The following is a 16860-nucleotide window of genomic DNA, read 5'->3' on the forward strand; positions in this document are numbered from 1 at the left end:
GTGTTGTGTCTGCTCCCGCGGGGTGGCGGGGGGGGGGGGGCCGGGCCCCGGGGGGGGGGGCCCCCCGCCACCCCCGCCAGGTCGCTCACCGGGACCACCCAGAGGGCGGTCGGCAACCCGGATGGCGTCAGAACCATTGCTCCAACCGCTCGAGCGCGATCCAGAAGCCCTCGCCGTCGTTGACGTGGCCCTGCCAGATCTCGGGGATGAAGCTGACGCCCGGCGCCATCGCGTCGAGCTGCTGGGCCAGGACGGCCCAGTCGATCTCACCGTCGCCGACCTGGACGCCCTCGCCGTCGACGCCGGTCGCGTCGACGAGGTGGAGGTGCTCGGTGTGCGGCGCGAGCAGGTCGGTCGCCTCGGCGAAGGACATGCCGAGGTAGTTGGCCGAGAGCTTGGAGTGCGAGACGTCGAAGCAGAGCCGCCGGCCGTGCTTCTCGGCGAAGGCCGCGGTGTCGCGCGGGTCGACGAAGAGGTTGCAGTAGAGCTGTCCGCCCATGTACCAGGGGTAGGGCGGCAGCGTCTGCGCGCACAGGCGTACGCCGGAGTCGTCGACGCGGGCGAGACCGGCGGCGACCCGTTCGTACATGGCCTCGCGCTCCGCCGGCGAGACGAACGCGTCGGTGGTGAAGCCGCCGAGGCTGGCCACGATCACCGGCCCCTCGGTCTCACCCCGGGCGTCGGCGCTCCGGGTGAAGTGCTGCTGCATCTCCCGCGTCGTGTCGACCACCCGCTGGAGCTCCCGGATCGAGCGCTCCCAGTGGTCGTCGTCGGTCGAGGCGAGGTTGAGCAGGAAGTCGCCGGCGAACAGGTCGGGGGAGTGGGTGGTGAAGCCCATCGGCAGGCCGTCGGCGTACTTGGCGAAGACCTCCTCGACCGGCAGGTCGAGGTCCTTGTAGGAGAAGTGGAACTCCAGGAAGTCCGGGGTGGTGTCCTTCGTCATCGCGTCGATGTCGTGGTAGCGGACGGCGAGGCCCCACGGACGCCGGAAGTTGTAGGCCCGACCGCGGGGCGCGGCGTCGCCGAGGTCGGTGGCGTAGAAGAAGTCGCCGGCCTCGAGGGCACGAGTCGTGGTGCGTCCGACGAGCTTGTCGTACGCGTTGGGCTGGAGGCCCCGGCCCGGGCTCTTGATGTCGATGTCGGCGTCGGTGAGCGTCTCGCCGACCTCGATGCGACGGGCGGCGACGAGCGACTTGGCGAGGTTGACGCGGTTCATCATCTCGCCGGTGGAGACCGCACGCGGCGCGGCGGTCCCGAGCGCCTCCTCGACCTCGCGGACGCGCTGCACCATCTCCTTGAACTCGCCGGGCAGCAGGCTGACCTTGTGGTCGTTGCCCTCGAGGCCGCGGTCGACGGTGAAGTGCTTCTCGATGATGCGGGCGCCGAGGGCGACGGCGGCGACCGGGACGTGGAAGCCGCGCTCGTGTCCCGAGTAGCCGACCGGCGCCTGGGTCAGCTCGGCGAGCCGGGTGAGGTAGGCGAGGTTGATGTCCTTGAAGGGCGCCGGATAGGTCGACTGGCAGTGCAGGAAGGCGTGCGCCACACCGGTGCTGCGCACGACCTCGACCGTCTCGCGGATCTCTCCCTCGGTCGACATGCCCGTCGAGATCACCATGGGCGTCCCGGTGGCGGCCATGTGACGCAGCAGCGCGTGGTTGGTCATGTCCGCCGAGGCCACCTTCAGCGACGGGACGCCGTAGTCGACGAGGCGGTCGACGCTGACCGGGTCCCACGCGGTGCACATGACCTCGATGCCGACGTCGCGGCAGTGGTCGAAGACCTCGAACAGCTCGTCCGCCTCGAGGTTGTACTTGGCGAGCAGGTCCAGGGTGTACTGCGGGCCGAGGTCCTCGCCCCCGGAGCCCGACGACCCCTGGCGGTAGACCGACTCCATGTCGCGCAGCTGGAACTTCACGATGTCGGCGCCGGCCTCGACCGACAGGTCGACGAGCTGCTTGGCCAGCGAGACGTCGCCCTGGTGGTTGATGCCGATCTCGGAGATCAGCAGAGAAGGTGCGTCGGCCGCGACCCGGTGGCGGCCGATGCGGAGCTCGTCGGCCCGGTTGATCGCGATGGCCACGAGATGCCCGCGCTCGTCGACGAGCGCGACGTGGTCGATCCCGGAACCGAAGGCATGCGAGATCTCCGCGGGGCTGCTGCCGACGGGCAGGCTCCGGGGTGAGGTGTTGGCAGCCTCGATCGCAGGTACGTCGACCGTGAGGCTCGCCGCAGCACTCACCCAGCGGCGGAAGTCGCCGTCCGACAGCACGCCGTCGAGGTGGCCGTGGGAGTCGACGAGGAAGATCACCCGCGCCTGGTTGGCGGTGATCTTCTCCAGGGCGCGCAGCACGGGGTCGCCGGAGTAGACGACGTAGGGCGTGAGGTCACGCTCGATGATCAACGCAGGGCCTTCCGTGGATGTCGGTGCGCCTCAACCGTACTTAGGAGACAGCCATGGCGTGGTCACCTTGAGGTACGTGCCGTCAACAGACGCGCGGCCAGGGCGACGTCCAGCTCGGTGTCGATGTCGATCCCCTCGTCCTCCGCCATGACGAACAGGCCGATGCGACCACCGAGCCGGTTGTCGTGCTGCTCGTAGATCCCGGTGCGGGTCACGTAGAGCGACCCGGTCTCGCGGTAGCGCCGCGTCCGGTCCGTCAGGTCCTGCCGGCGGGGACGGGCGGCGACGTCGTACGCCGCTGTCGGCGGGTCGCCCGCCTGCCAGATGAACGGCGGCTGCTCGACGACGCCGACCATCGAGTCGACCCCGGTCTCGGTGAACTCGGCCAGCGCCCGCGGCAGGGTGTCGTCGTGCCGGACCGGCGAGGTCGCCTGGAGCAGCATCACCACGTCCGGGCGACCGCGCTCGGCGCTCACCTGCTCGATCGCGTGCCGCACGACGGGCTCTGTCGGAGTGGTGTCCTGCGCGAGGTCGGCGGGTCGGAGCCATGGCACCCGTGCGCCGGAGGCGCGCGCGACCTCTGCGATCTCCTCGTCGTCCGTGGACACGAGGACATCAAGGCCCGGCACTGCGAGCGCCTGCTCGATGGTCCAGACGATGAGCGGCTTCCCGGCCACGTCGAGGAGGTTCTTGCGCGGCACCCCCTTCGATCCGCCGCGAGCCGGGATCACGCAGAGGGTCATCGCGCCGCCTCGGTGACGAGCTCGGCGACCCGACGTGCGGGCTCGACGGCTGGGCGATCCGGCGCGGCGGTGGGGACGTCCCCGAGGCGATGCATGCCGTAACGCTCCCAGAACTCGCCCAGCCATGCAGGAGGGCGGGGGAAGTCGACCCACGCTTCTCGGCCACGCGCGGCGGCCTCCAGCAAGCCCGTGGAGAAGACGCTGACGATCGGCGCGTCGAGGTCCACGAGAGGCTGACCGCTCGTGTCGATGCGGATGCCGGCACGTGCGTACGACGCCAGCACGGCCCGCGACACCACGTCCCGCTCGGAGGGGTGCGGGCGGTAGACGGCCCCGCGCTCGCGGCAGGTCGTCAGGGCCGCGTGGGCCAGCCGGGCGCGGGAGATCTCCGCCGCGTGGCCCTGTCCGAGGTAGACGAGCGGAGCGCTGGGGCTCCCACCGCTGGTCGAGGGGTGCTCGCTCGCCCCACCGCTGGTCGAGGAGGGCGCGCTAGCGCCCGTCACGAGACCCGCGTTCCACAGCAGCTGGCTCCCGGTGACCGACACCTCGACGTCCTGACGCCCCGCGGTCCAGAACGCCGCGTCCTCCCCGGTCCACGCAAGCAGGCGCGCAGCGCGAGGAAGGGGCGGGGCGAACGGGGTGAGGGCGCCGTGCTGCGAGACGAAGAAGGTCGCGCCACACTGCTCGGCGAGGTCGAAGGCGGCGGAACCTATCGGCGTGTAGTGGCCCGCTGCGAGGACCGCCCGGGGAGCCGACGGCATGGCCAGATGGGTAAGGACTGCCGTACGCCTGCGATGGCCTGTGTAGGCGTCCGGCGGCTGCCAACCCACGGGTACGACGACGACGGTGCGGCCGGGATCGAGGTGCTCGAGCGGCGACGCGACGGCCTCCCGGACGCTGGCGTGGGTCGCCTCGACCGCGACCAGGATGTCCGGCTCGCCAGGGGGCTCGAGGACGTCGACCACGGCTGGGGCGGGCGTGCGGACACGTGACCGTAGTGTGCGGACGGCGTGGCGGACGGGGTGGCGCCACTCGTGCCAGCGGCGCCACGCAACGAGGTCACCGGGATGCCTCAGGCCGTGTCCCATGCGTCCTCCAGGACCGCGACGCGGTGGTCGAAGGTGTGCTCGGCAAGAGTCCTCGAGCGAGCAGCGGCGCGGATGGTGTCGGTCCACGCTCGGTCGGCCATGCTGCGTCGGCACAGCTCGACGAGCTCATCAGGCTGGCTCCACGGAAGTACCTCGACGCCGGGTTCGTAGAGACCCTCGACGTCGGCGCGGTCGATCAGCTCGACGGCACCAGTGCCCGCGGCCTCGAAGGTGCGCATGGTGAAACCGTCCTGGTCGCCGTGCAGGTTGAGCGTCGCGACCGAGGCGGTCATCAGGTCGTATGCCTCGGCGCGGGACCTGTCCCGTCCTGCCGGGATCGACGGCGCGCCGACCCGCCAGGTGCGGAGCCGGTCCACGGGGTGCCCCGACCAGTCGCGACCGTAGGCCCTGACGGGCACGCCTTCCGCGACCAGCGCCGCAAGCACGTGCTCGCGTGACGGGTACCGGGCCCCGACGAAGGTGACCGGCTGGTCGCGGCGTCGTGTGGGGGTCGGCACGAGCCGGTGGTCGAAGGCCAGCGGGACGTGACGCACGTCGAGACCCGCCGCGTGGAGGTCGGCCGCGTCGAGGGCGGAGTACGTCGCCACGGGACCGAGCGGCTGCAGTCTTTCGGAGGTCCACTGCGTGCGTCGGAGCTCGTCGTAGAGCCAGGTGATCCGCGGCACCCTCCGGATCGCGGCCCAGAACTGCTCACCCAGGCGGTCGCCCTTCACCACCAGCACGGCTTGGGGGCGGGTCTGGTCGACCATGGCCGCAGCTCGTGTCGTCTCCTCCCTGGCCAGCCGGCGCAGCGAACCGGCGCCGACGCGGTGCGGGAGCTGGTGGCGCAGCTGGTGCCACGTTCGACCCGCCAAGCCACCGTGGTCGTCGTACACGTGGGTGGTGACGTCGTGACCCCTGGCGACCAGCGCGGCTGAGATGGCCGAGTGGTAGCCGTGGAAGCCGGGGCTGACCAGAAGCACTCTCACGGCAGCGGCGCATAGCGTGCGTCGCGGGCATTCACCGAGTGCATTGAGGCCTTTCGACGGGGTGCGTCCCTAGGATCTGACCGTGAGCGACGATCTCGACAGCCAGGCCGCCCTCTCGATCGTCATTCCCCATTATGGCGACCCCGCGTTGACGTTGTCGCTCATCGACCTTCTTCGAGCGCAACGCACTGAGCGACCTATGCAACTCATCGTCGCCGACGACTGCTCACCAATGGCGTTTCCGCAACAACACGGAGTGGACGTTGTTCGGTTGCCGGTGAACCGGGGATTCGGTACCGCCGTCAACCGTGGCGCGGAACTTGCGACCCACCCGCTGCTGATGATCCTCAACAGCGATGTCGTGCCGGAGCCCAACTTCATCGACGACCTCGTGGCCGCTGTCCGACCGCACATGCCGTGCGTGGCTTCACCCAATCTCGTCGAAGGCGAGCGGCGAGGGACGACTGCGTCCGCAGCGTTCCCATCGGCGATGCCACAGGTGCTGAACGCGATGATGCCCGTCGTGGCGTGGCGGCAGCGGAGACCCGGGCGAACGCGGGTGACCCACGGGGATGAACAGACGGCATGGGTCGCCGGCGCCTGCATGCTCGTGCGCACTGAGGACTATCGCCGCGTCGGGGGGTTCGATGAGGGCTTCTACATGTACAGCGAGGACATCGACCTCTGCCGCAGGCTGAAAGACGTCGGCGTGCGGTCTTTTCATGCAGAAACGGTGGAGCTGGTGCACGCACACGGTGGTTCGTCGGATCTCGCCAAGGTGAGCTTGTGGGCGGCCGCTTCCCGGTTTCGGTACGCCGAGAAGTGGGGGTTTCGAGGTCGCCTGGCAACAGGTCTGGCGGCTGCCTCGCTGGTCAACCTTCTCTACAACGCAGCTCGTCGCGCCTCCGGTCGAGACGTCCGGCCGATCGAGCGTCTTCATTATGAATGGTCGATGTTGCGATACGGCTGGTCACGGCAGGATCCCCGGGACGGCCGCTGAGTCAGGCCGACAGCGGCCTGGCCGGGATCCCGACGACCGTTTGGCCCGGGGCGACGTCCTTGGTGACCACCGCGTGCGCGCCGACCGTCGCGCCGTCGCCGATCGTGACCCCGCCGAGCACGACACACCGCTGGCCGAGGAAGACGCGGTCGCCGATCGTGATGCTGCCGGTGCCGTGCACGCGGTGCCGGTCGTCGCGATCGTGGTCGGAGGAGCCGACGAAGACGCCGTCGGCGATGACGCATCCGGAGCCAATCGTCACAGGGTCCAGCGCGTGCAGGTGTACGTCGTGGCCGAGATAGGTGTTGTCTCCTACTCGGAGCTCGCCGCCGGCCTCGGTAGCCAGCCACGCTCCTTCGAAGACCGAGCAGTCTGCTCCGAGGTGGATCCGCTCGACGCCCTGGAGCTTGTTGGGTCGCACGATGACCGTGCCCTCGCCGAGGGTTCCGAAGGCGCGGCGGTAGACGAGCTTCGTACGTACGGCTGCGAGGCGCCATCGGAGACTTGCCGGCGCGGACACCAGGGAGCGAGCGACGTGCCCCATCTGCCACCTCCGACCGAACGACGTGTTTGCCACAAGGCAAGTGGACCGGTGTCCGTGAGACTAGTCTCTGAACTCGTTCCAGTCGGACGCGACAGAGGGTAGCCGTGGACGATCTGCCCCGGCAGGGTGCCTACCTGGACGACCCCCGCGAGGAGTTCGCCGAGTTCATCCCTCCAGCCGCTCGGCGGGCAGTTGATATTGGCTGCGGAAAGGGTGGCTTCGGACGCACCCTCTGCAAGCGGTTCGGGGTAAGACGGTTCAATCAGCAGCATCGATTCATCTGGACGCAGGCGAAAGTCGTTTCAGCCTGTCACGATTCAACGAGATCGTGGCCGACTATCTCTCGGGGGTGATGCCCGCGGACTGCGACAAGCTAGACCTGACTTGCTGCATGGACGTGCTCGAGCACCCGACGGCGGCTCACGCGGTGGAACGGATGCTGGCGTTCATCGCCCGTAGTCGGAGGTACGACGAGTCGGACTGCCGGCGCCGGGCCTCGGTTGACGCTCGGCGCGTCAGGCATCAGGGAGCGCGGATCCCGAGCCGACGCGCCTCGACCAGCTTGCCTGCTTCGAACGCCGTCAACGTGAGCCAGCGCCGTCGGGCGTCGGGACCGCCGCGCAAAGGGAACTGACGAAGGAGCATGAGCTCGTGGTGCGTTCGCCGGAGGACAGACTTCGGTACGACGCTCTCCGGCTTGAACCTTGAGTAGAGCGTCGCCGTGCCTCGCCCGGAGTTGTACTGCTGGCGAAGCACTCCTCGCAGGTCCGTTCGAATGCGGTAATGAACCAAGGCGTCTGGGACGTAGGTGAAGAGGTGACCGCGGTCCGCGGCGCGCCATGCGAAGTCGATCTCCTCGGCTCCAGCCGGGTAGTCCTCGGCGAATCCGCCCACCTCCGACCACACCGATCGTCGTAGGCCGAGATTGGCGCCGATACCGTACGAGTGCCCCCAGACCTCGAAGAGTCCCTCGGTCCGTTCTGCGATCGGCACCCAACCGGCCGAACGCCCAGAGAGCTCGGTCGTCTCGACGGGTCCGCTGACCAGCGGCGCGCTGTCCAGAGCAGCATGCATGGCCCGAACCCAGCCGCGCGACACACGATCGTCGGCGTCGCAGATGAGTACACGGTCCGATGCGGCTGCCTCCACACCTACATTGCGAGCAACGGACACGCCGCGACCACGTGAAGCATCGACTCGGCGCAGACCCGGGAGCACTTCGGAGTAACGCTCGACCACCCCAGCTAGGTCGTCCGTCGAGCCGTTGTCAGAGACAAGGACCTCGAACGTCGGAGCGCCCGGTTGATCGGCCAATGCCTCGAGCTGCTCGCCGATGAGATCGGCGGCGTTGAGGGTCGGAATCACGATCGAGCACGCGATGTCGTCGGGGCGCACCCGTGCAGCCTAGGGAATGTGGTGTGTCCGCCGTCGTGGATCCCAGCCGCTCCTAGGATGCCGACTGTCCTGTCCGTAGCCGGTCGATCAGGAGCGTGCCTGTGCTAAACGACGTTCGCATCCGTGCGCGATCGTGGGTAGGTCGTCAACTGCGTCGAGGCAGTCGTACGGTCCTGTTGACACCCCATAGCACTCGCGTGGGGAACCTTCTCTACTTCTGGCTGCATGCCGACATCCAGGCGGCCGCCGGCCGCGACGTGCGCGTGCTGCACAACGCGCACGTCGCTGCGTGGGATCCAATCTGGCCGGAGTTGCGCCCTCGATTTGGGGCTGACGTCGTCAGACGGACCGACCGGCTCTTGAACGTCCCGCCGACTCATTTCCAGCAGTTCGGCCGCGACTTCAGTCGGTCCGAATTGGATGCGTTCGTCCGAACGAGGCTCCTGACGCCCGAATTCATTTCTCTCGCGCCGGATCCGGACCCCAACCTGCTCGTGGTGAACGTCAGGCGGGGGGACTACTACTCCAATGATGAGTACCGAGCGCGCTACGCGATGGACATCGCCCGCTACGTTCGACGTGCCGTGGACCTCGCTGCTGCGCGAGCTTCGATCTCACACGTAGCTATCGTGTCGGACGATCCGCGTTGGTGTCTTGATCACCTGGATTTCTTGGGTGGCCTCGGTCCGGTCCGAATTGTGTCGGGCGATCCTGCAGATCACTTGGCTTTCCTGTCCTCTGCGCGCCACCTCGTACTGGCGAACTCCACATTTTCTTACTGGGGCGCCTACCTCGCCGGAGTTCGCAGTGACTCCCCAACCGTGGTCGCGCCCGCCTTCCACGCTGTCGACATCAATGACGGCTATGCGTGGCAACTCGACCCAATCTGGCACATGATCGACACCCGCTGAGGTGTCTCAGCTTCAGAGCGAGCCCAGCTCGACGAGGCGGGCAAAGCGGGCGTTCGAGGCACGCACCTCGTCGAACGTGCCGTAGGCGACGACCTGCCCACCCTCCATGTAGGCAAGCGCGTCGCACTGCCGCACGGTCGATAGCCGGTGCGCTACAACGATGACGGTGACCTCTCCGTGGAGGCTGTCAATCGTCTCCGTGATTCGACGCTCCGTGATGTTGTCCAATGCCGAGGTCGCCTCATCGAGTACGAGCAAGCCTGGGTTGCGATACATCGCCCGTGCGATGCCCACACGTTGCCGCTGGCCGCCGGAGAGCCGCATACCGCGTTCGCCGGCCTCGGTCTCCAGTCCGAGTGGAAGGTCATCAATCAGGTCTCCGAGCTGTGCCCGCTCGACGGCCGCCGCAAGCCGGTAGCCCTCTAGGGGTTCGTCAAATGCGATGTTCTCCGCGATTGTCGTGTCGAGCAGGGCGACCTCCTGCGGCACGACGGCCAGGCCCCGTTGCCAAGCGGGAAGGTTGGCGAACACGGACAGCCCGCCCGCGGTGATGTCCCCAGACGTCGGCGAGTGCAGACCTAGGATGAGGTCAACCAATGTGCTCTTGCCCGCACCACTCGTCCCGACGATCGCCAGGGACGATCCTTGCGGCACCTCGAGGCAGACACCCCTGAGAACCTTGGCGTCGGGTCGGTCGGCGTAGGAGAACTCGACATCCCGGACGACCAGGTCGCCGCGTGGCACCTCGTCGGTCGTGACGGCGGCTTGCTCGGATGTTCTGGCATCGCGCATAAGGCGGTTCATCAGTACGAGCTGGTTGAGGGGCGCATGCGCGAACCGGACACCTGACAAGGCGCTGATGAGCCGCACGGAGCTGGGCAGGATGCGGGTTCCCGCCGCGACGAAGAGTCCGAGCACCACCAGACCTTCCTCAGCGCTCGCCCCGCTGGTTGCGACCGCTGCCAAGATGCCGATACCCAGAATGAAGACGATCTCGAGGAAGTAGGACGGCAGGATGGTGAGGATCTGCGCCTGCACGTTGGCCTCGGCGCCCATTGCGCTCTTTTCGCGAAACTCGTCGACGAAGGGCTGTTGTGCGCGTCGGAGCTTGATCTCCTTCACGGCCGTCAGCGCCTGCAGTGAAGACTTGCCAACAGCCTGTGAGGCTTCCCGCGTCCTCTCGCCTGCCTGCTGGATGCGAGGTCGGATGACGCGTTGCACCACAAAGGACGCCACCCCGAAGTAGGCAGCAGCGGACAGTGCGGTCACGGGGGAGATGATGACCAGGGAACCGAAGATGAAGGTGATCGTGAGAATCTCGGTCAGGACGCTGAGAGCGGACGAGAGCCCGCCCGCGTAGCCCATGGTCACAGCACCTTGGATGGTCCACAGCTTGTCACCGGTGTTCTGTCGCAGGTGCCATGAGTAGGGCGCAGTGAGATAGCCCTCGAGCATCAACGTCGACACCTGGACGTTCTGCCTGGCCATGAATCGTAGTTGCCACCTTTTGACCAAGAGCGAAGCGACGTCCTTCAACACGAACGTCCCGAAGATGACGAGGGCGAGCGATAGGACCAGCGTGCGGGGGCTCGGGTTGCCGAGCAGGTCGTTGACCCGACCCAGGGCCCCGGTATCGGCCTCTTGTCCGGTGACGTACTGCATCATCGGCAGCATGGCCACGACGCCGAGTGTGTCGAGCACCGCCAGCATGGCTGACAACAGGATTGAGACGACCAGGCGGCGTCGCGTGGGGTGGTCGATCAACTCGCCCGCTCCAGGGGGGAACCCGAGGAGGCCAGCGACGCGACGCAGCGGGGTTCCGGTCAGGCTCAGCACGGGGACAAGTCTGCAGGGTCACGCTCGACTGGGTGGGACATGTCGGGACAGATGGTCAGATTGATGCGGTCACCCGCGTGCATCGCCTGGTCACCTGAACCAATGTGGCGGAACTGTGTCGACAATTGGCCCGAATAGAAGCCAATATTCCCCCGCGTAGCCACCGAGAAGGTGGCGGCGACCCGCTCGTCGAATCGCACTCAGGTCCTCAACCGAAAGATTGGTGACGAGGGCGGATTGATCTTCAGGCACCGCCTCGATCACGCGCAGCGCCTCGTCAACGCCGCCGACGGCGGCGAAGGTCACCGGGCGGCCGTCCCTCGTCAGCCTGATCGTGCCACCGGCTTGCTCGTCGAACCTCCCGACCGCATCCACATTGATGATGGCGAGTGGGTGGTCGGTCCAAGCCAGGTCCTGAAGGGTCTCCCTGAGGTCGACCTGGGGCGGCCGTGACTGACGCGCACGTGCCTGCCGGACACGAATCAGTAGCGCGCGCCTTTTCCGTCCCGCCAAGCGACGTGCGCGTCGCAGCATCGATGCTCTCGGCGCCGGCGCGTCGCCGATCGTGCCGCAGGTCGTTCGCAGGGGCAGCACGTCCGGGTTCAATTCCGCGATGCGTGCGTGCGCATCCTCCAAGCGAGCCAGGTTCAGGTTTCGGCTGTTGTGGGTCACCGCCATGTCGCACGCGGCGGTGCCGATACTCGACCGGCGCAGGCGGGCCGAGAGTTCGACGCCGTACGCGTGCCAACTGAGGTCGGCGTCCTCGGTTATAGGGTGCTCGAGCAGAACCTCCCGCCTCGCCATCATCAGGACCTCGTCGAGCGAGTCGACCGCAGTCGGTTCCGGGGAAGGGCGGCCGATCAGGGCGGTGCGGTCACGCATCCTCCCGACGACGAATCCGGCACTGTCAACGCCCACCGGACCGAGCAAGCCGAATGTGCCGTCCCACAGGTGGCGCGCCGTCTCGCGGATCAGGTCGGGGCTATGGACATAGGCGTCCTGGTGTGCCATGACGACCACCTCTTTGGTCGAGAGTCGAACCGCATGATTTAGCGCAGCACCCGCGGACGCGAACGAGTGATCGCGATTGTCCACTGTGATGAGCTCCATGTCCGGGGCGTCAGAAATTCGGGCCAGTGACGCCGCCAGGCATTCGCGAAGAGTGTCCTCGTCGTTGTAGACGCACGCGAACGTCAACGACGGTCGTGCTCGGCTCATGTGCTGCCTTCCGGGTGCTCGTCTGGCGCAATCCTGCCGTATCAAGCCCAAGCGCCGCCGCTCTCGCTCCGAAGTGGCCGTTGCCAATCCTGATTCAATGACTCCGTGATCCGGTTCATGGCGCCCGACCTCGCGAGCCCTAGCGGCGGCATCAAGGTGATCTACCGCTTCGTGGAGCACCTCTGCGCCCTCGGGTACGACGCTCGCGTCTGGCACGGCGCGCCAGGTTTCGCTTACGAGTCGTGGGGTTCGACGGCTCCAGTCGATACGGGGCTGTCGCTCGATTTTGCGGCAGGCGACGTCCTGGTCATGCCCGAGACGGGCGGCTCGAAGTGGAGCTTCCTGTCGGAGGGTCAGCCGGTCGTGATGCTCTGTCAGGGCATGGACTTCGTCTTCGCCAACTCCGACTTCCTCACAGACGAGCCGGGCGACTACCCGGGATGGCCGCACGCGACCGCCGCGATCACCGTTTCGGACGCAATCCACACCTTTCTCGACCGCGCCTGCCACAACGGCTTCCCGCTGCACAACGTGCCCGTTCAGATTGAGGACTGGTTTCAGCCCCAGGTGAAGGGGAAGCGCATCGCGTTGATGCCGCGGCGCCGCCGCGAGGACCTGCTCGGAGCGGTACAACTCGTCCGACGCTCGGGACGTCTCAATGACTGGGAGATTGTGCTTATCGACGGCATGACCCAGCAGCAGGTGGCCGAGGAGCTCGGTCGCGCCGCGATCTTCCTATTTGGAGCCGAGCGCGAGGGGGTCGGCCTGCCGGGTGCCGAGGCGATGGCGTCGGGCTGCTATGTCGTCGGCTTCACTGGTGACGGCGCCAAGGAGTACATGTTGCCTGAGCATTCGTCGGTCATCGCCGACTCCGACGTGGTCGACATGTGCGACCGCACGCTCGAGGCGATGGCGTGGTTCGAGGAGACTCCTGAGGTCCTCCATCGGCGCGCGGACGCCGGGCGCAATTGGGTCAGATCGCGACACAGCGCGGAGCTTGTACGGGAGCGGCTCGGCGCCGCGTTCAGCGTCATCACCGCCCCGGACTCGCCATCCCTGCTGCCCGTGGCTGCGACGATGAAGCACTATCAGGCCTTCGGGGGGCCCACAGACCCCTACAACCGCGTTCGGGTGGCGCTGCGACACCTGGCCCGCCGGACGGTCGGTGCGGCTCGCCGGGCGGATTGAGGGGTGAACTATCATCACTTCTCCCGTGCGCCGAGGGGCTGGCAGCTTCGGAGCCTTGATCTACTGCGAACTCGTGTCCTGGCTCGGCAGCCGCGCGCACCTTGCGACGCAGTTAGTCTCCAGCAGTGACGATCGGAGGAGCGCTGGCGCGACGCGACAACGCGCTCAACTTCATCCGGCTTCTCCTGGCAGCGGGGGTGATCGTGGGTCACTCGTACCAGCTGAGCAACATCCCGGCCCCCAGCCTGTGGCTAAATCCGCGCCTGCAGGATTGGTGTCTCAACGGTTTCTTCTGTGTGTCTGGCTACCTCATTGCCGGATCGCGCACTCGACTGTCCTTCGGGACCTTCATCGAGCGGCGGGCTCGTCGTCTTCTCCCAGGCCTTTGGGCCGTCCTCGTGGTCGTTGCCTTCGGGTTTGCGCCAGTGGTGGCTGCACTCTCCGGCGAGCACTGGAGTCCCACGTCAGCCGTGGCCTACGTGCTCGACAACTTCTACCTTCCTGCCGGACAGGGCTATATCGCCGACACGCTCACCAGAGCACCAAACACGCCGATCTGGAACGGTCCCCTCTGGACGCTCGCGTACGAAGCTGGCTGCTACATCGCGTTTGGCCTGTTGCTCAGCGCTCGTGGGGTCAGGCGACACGGGGGCTTGATCTGCGGCGCCCTGCTGATTGCTCTCTGCGCCTTGCATCCGTTCATCATCCTGAACGAAGAAGTCCCGGCTCTCTGGCACAACACCGTTCGGTTGGGGTCGTACTTCACAGCGGGGGTTCTGTGCTGGTTCTTGCGTGACCGCATCCCGAGCCGCTGGTGGATGGTCGTCACCTGTGCGGTAGCGATTCTTGTTCTGTCTCTCGTATCTGACGGACAGTGGTACGGCCAACTGCCTGCGGCTGTTGGACTGCTCACGGTCGGCGGACTGCTCCCGATCCGGATCGGAGCAACGAACGACATCTCCTATGGCATCTACATCTACGGCTGGCCCGTCCAGCAGGCTCTCGTCAACCTTGGCGCGACCGCTTGGGGCATCTTCGTCTATCAAGCTCTCGCGCTTGTCCTCGTGATCCCGTTCGCGTGGGCTTCATGGGTACTCGTCGAGCGTCGGTGGCTGCCCAGGGCGGCACCTTCCCAAGCCGTGCCGATCACACTCGGCCAGCACCACCCCTGAGTGGATCTCGGTTGCGGTGCACCTCACTTATAGCGGTGCACTTGCCAGAACGCCGTCTTGTCTGTCTCGGCGCGCGCGTCGTCGCGCGTGTTCCAGCACGACGAGTGCGGCCACGAGCTCAGCTGCAAGCCTGAGGACGATGGACGACCAGTAGGGCTTGTCGACGCCCACCTCCGGGGTGGTGATCCCGCGAATGTAGAGCCACGTCGCCACGTAGTGCCAGGTTTCGGCAGCGGCCACGACCGCCACGAGCCACCTGCTGCGAGTGACTAGGAGGAGGCCGAGGATCACCCACAACGAGTACTGCGGCGAGTAGACCTTGCCAAGGGCGAAGAACAGGACGAGGAGCACGAAGGACAGCTCTGCAAGGGTTGGCTCGATGAGGCGCCGCCATGTGAGGACGCCGAGAACGACCCATGCCGTGAGTATTCCCCCGCCCAGCACCAGGCTGAGCTGGTCAGCACCCGAAGGGATGCCGACCATGCGTAACGCCATCCAGCCCGAGCCGAAAGACGCCGGCCGGTCGGTGTTTGTGTTCCAGAACTCTCCCCAAGCGCGAGCGTTCGAGAGGTAAAGCGGGGCGTTGCAGGCCAGCGTGGTCACTACAAATGCCACGCTCATCGTCGCGAGCCCGCGGACGTTGCGTGTCCTGAGCACGAGGATCAGCCCGGCCGCCAGGAGGACGAGGGGAAACAGCTTGGTGGCCGTGCCGAGCGCGACGAAGACCGCGAACCACGCCAGATGGTGGCGCTGCCACGCCACAATCGCGAGCGCTGCGGCAAGCACGGCGAGCGCATCCCAGTTCATCGTCAACGTGAGAACGATGAGAGGGGCGGCCAGCAGCCACGACACCCGGTTCCCGAGCGTCCACCCTGCTCGCCAGGCGATCCATACTGTGGCTAGCACGGCCATGAGCAGAAGGGCGCACGTGACGAGGAAGAAGGCACGCTCTTCGGCAGCCATCCCTGGCAGCTCGGAGAGCTCGGAGGCGGACATCGACGAACGCTCGTCCAGCTCTCTGGCAGGGATTCCTAGGACGAGATGAGTCAGCTTGGCGCTCGCCTCGATGAACAGGTTGATGAGCGGTGGATATTCGAGGTCTCGGAACCCAGGATTGAGGTGGCCGAGCCAGCCGAAGTCGGCCGCAAGGCCACGCCCGACGTAGAAGAGCGGTACGTCGCTGTAGCACTGCGCGGTCGCGAGCACGTCGGTGTCGACCTTCCGGAGACAGGGAAGCTTCTGCACGACTGACGCCACGGTGAGGAGCGTGGCTGCCAGCAGCCAGACGAACGGCACCGCCGATCGGTCGACGGACGCGTCAGTCCTGCCAAGGTCGCCTCGCATCGGCCGAGGATAGTGAAGGATGCTCACCGACGACACCGGTTCGAGGGGAGGAGCGCGTGGTGAGGAAGCACTACTTGGTGCTCGCCCATGACCAGCCTGACCACGTCGGACGTCTCGTCGAGCGTCTCGACGACGGTGAGGTGACGTTCTGGATCCACCTCGACGCCCGGGCAGACGACGCCGAGTGGCGCGCAGTCCTCGCTCGACCTCATGTTGAAGCAGTAACGCCGCGCGTGCGCTGTGTGTGGGGAACCTGGTCGATGGTCGAGGCGACGCTCGCCATGGTGCGCGCCTGTCTGGGGGACGACCAGCCCGGGCACCTCGTGATGCTGAGCGGGCAGAGCTACCCGATCAAGAACTCTTGGCAGATCGACGCCTACCTCTCATCGACGGCCGACATCGTGAGCATGGACCTCTGGAATCTCGAGGAGAGGTGGCCGGACAATTATCGCGATCGGCTCGACTACTTCTGTATTCCGATGTCCGAGGACAAGGGGAACATCCGTCTCCTGCGGCCGCGCCGGGAGATGAACGCTCGAGAGCTCATCGGTTGGACGCGCAGGCTTGTGCGTGAGACGGGAGTGCGTCGGGCGATTGAGGTCCTGCACGTCATTGGTCGTCATCGCCCGGATGTGCGCGCAGAGATCGTGGGCGGCTCGCAGTGGTGGGCCATGCCGTGGCACACGGCTCAAGAAATGATGGTCTTCCACGAGTCGCACCCCGAGTACGCCGAGTTCTTTCGGTGGAGCCAGTTCCCGGACGAGTCCTTCTTCCAGACCGTCCTCAGCGCCATGGACCCTGACCTGGCGACACGGGTCGGACCGACGCTGACCCATGTCGACTGGACAGACGGTGATTGGGACCTGCCGCGAGTCATGTCGACGGCCGACGTGCCCACATTGCTTGAGATGCCAGACCACACGCTGTTCGCCCGCAAGTTCCTGGCTGGGATCAGCGACGAAGCTCGAGATGCCGTGGACGCGGCGGTGGATCAGGGGAGTGTCCGGTGAGGGAGGCAATGTCGAAGGTGC

The 16860-nt window shown here is 66.8% G+C and carries 15 protein-coding genes; 6 read left to right on the top strand and 9 right to left on the bottom strand.

What is annotated here, in order from left to right; translation table 11 throughout:
- Positions 1–127: 127 nt before the first annotated feature.
- The 3 genes from L2K70_RS01505 to L2K70_RS01515 all read right to left on the bottom strand — a co-directional run bounded on the left by L2K70_RS01505 (position 128) and on the right by L2K70_RS01515 (position 3905).
- Positions 128–2401, bottom strand: a complete 2274-nt coding sequence (locus tag L2K70_RS01505; RefSeq protein WP_236397978.1) for an N-acetylneuraminate synthase family protein — start codon at positions 2399–2401, stop codon at positions 128–130.
- Between the two features lie 62 nt (positions 2402–2463).
- Positions 2464–3144: an acylneuraminate cytidylyltransferase family protein gene (locus L2K70_RS01510; RefSeq protein ID WP_236397982.1), complete on the bottom strand. Its 681-nt coding sequence runs from the start codon at positions 3142–3144 to the stop codon at positions 2464–2466.
- Positions 3141–3905: a hypothetical protein gene (locus L2K70_RS01515; RefSeq protein ID WP_236397985.1), complete on the bottom strand. Its 765-nt coding sequence runs from the start codon at positions 3903–3905 to the stop codon at positions 3141–3143. Before L2K70_RS01515 ends, L2K70_RS01510 begins: the two co-directional genes overlap by 4 nt.
- Before the next feature lie 6 nt (positions 3906–3911).
- Here L2K70_RS01515 and L2K70_RS01520 point away from each other — a divergent pair, with 6 nt between their 5' ends.
- Complete coding sequence (locus L2K70_RS01520; protein ID WP_236397988.1) at positions 3912–4136, top strand: hypothetical protein; 225 nt, start codon at positions 3912–3914, stop codon at positions 4134–4136.
- 80 nt (positions 4137–4216) lie between these two features.
- Here L2K70_RS01520 and L2K70_RS21465 read toward each other — a convergent pair whose 3' ends face one another.
- The gene (locus L2K70_RS21465) at positions 4217–5221 is read right to left on the bottom strand and encodes a CgeB family protein (RefSeq protein ID WP_236397991.1); all 1005 of its coding nucleotides are present in this window, start codon (positions 5219–5221) and stop codon (positions 4217–4219) included.
- Positions 5222–5303: 82 nt separating this feature from the next.
- Between L2K70_RS21465 and L2K70_RS01530 the strand changes: the two genes are divergently transcribed.
- Positions 5304–6221, top strand: coding sequence for a glycosyltransferase family 2 protein (locus tag L2K70_RS01530; RefSeq protein WP_236397994.1), 918 nt, complete (start codon positions 5304–5306; stop codon positions 6219–6221).
- Position 6222: 1 nt separating this feature from the next.
- Here the strand turns inward: L2K70_RS01530 and L2K70_RS01535 are convergent, their stop codons facing one another.
- Together L2K70_RS01535 and L2K70_RS01540 are read right to left on the bottom strand one after the other, a co-directional pair.
- On the bottom strand, positions 6223–6765 hold the full coding sequence (locus tag L2K70_RS01535) for an acyltransferase (protein ID WP_236397997.1): 543 nt from the start codon (positions 6763–6765) through the stop codon (positions 6223–6225).
- Between the two features lie 522 nt (positions 6766–7287).
- Entirely contained in the window at positions 7288–8160 is an 873-nt protein-coding gene (locus L2K70_RS01540) for a glycosyltransferase family 2 protein (protein ID WP_236398000.1), read from the bottom strand.
- Between the two features lie 197 nt (positions 8161–8357).
- On the opposite strand from L2K70_RS01540, the gene L2K70_RS01545 reads away from it, so the two are divergent.
- Complete coding sequence (locus L2K70_RS01545) at positions 8358–9071, top strand: alpha-1,2-fucosyltransferase (RefSeq protein ID WP_236398003.1); 714 nt, start codon at positions 8358–8360, stop codon at positions 9069–9071.
- 12 nt (positions 9072–9083) lie between these two features.
- Here the strand turns inward: L2K70_RS01545 and L2K70_RS01550 are convergent, their stop codons facing one another.
- Positions 9084–10907, bottom strand: coding sequence for an ABC transporter ATP-binding protein (locus tag L2K70_RS01550; RefSeq protein WP_236398005.1), 1824 nt, complete (start codon positions 10905–10907; stop codon positions 9084–9086).
- A gap of 90 nt (positions 10908–10997) precedes the next feature.
- On the bottom strand, positions 10998–12125 hold the full coding sequence (locus tag L2K70_RS01555) for a glycosyltransferase family 2 protein (protein WP_236398008.1): 1128 nt from the start codon (positions 12123–12125) through the stop codon (positions 10998–11000).
- Positions 12126–12230: 105 nt separating this feature from the next.
- On the opposite strand from L2K70_RS01555, the gene L2K70_RS21470 reads away from it, so the two are divergent.
- On the top strand, positions 12231–13313 hold the full coding sequence (locus L2K70_RS21470; RefSeq protein WP_236398011.1) for a glycosyltransferase: 1083 nt from the start codon (positions 12231–12233) through the stop codon (positions 13311–13313).
- 125 nt (positions 13314–13438) lie between these two features.
- Positions 13439–14485, top strand: coding sequence for an acyltransferase family protein (locus tag L2K70_RS01565; RefSeq protein WP_236398012.1), 1047 nt, complete (start codon positions 13439–13441; stop codon positions 14483–14485).
- Positions 14486–14512: 27 nt separating this feature from the next.
- Here L2K70_RS01565 and L2K70_RS01570 read toward each other — a convergent pair whose 3' ends face one another.
- Complete coding sequence (locus tag L2K70_RS01570) at positions 14513–15829, bottom strand: glycosyltransferase family protein (protein WP_236398015.1); 1317 nt, start codon at positions 15827–15829, stop codon at positions 14513–14515.
- A 59-nt stretch (positions 15830–15888) separates the two neighbouring features.
- Here L2K70_RS01570 and L2K70_RS01575 point away from each other — a divergent pair, with 59 nt between their 5' ends.
- Positions 15889–16839, top strand: a complete 951-nt coding sequence (locus tag L2K70_RS01575; protein WP_236398017.1) for a beta-1,6-N-acetylglucosaminyltransferase — start codon at positions 15889–15891, stop codon at positions 16837–16839.
- Positions 16840–16860 lie beyond the last annotated feature (21 nt).

The sequence above is a fragment of the Nocardioides potassii genome (assembly GCF_021648885.1).
Classification (GTDB): domain Bacteria; phylum Actinomycetota; class Actinomycetes; order Propionibacteriales; family Nocardioidaceae; genus Nocardioides; species Nocardioides potassii.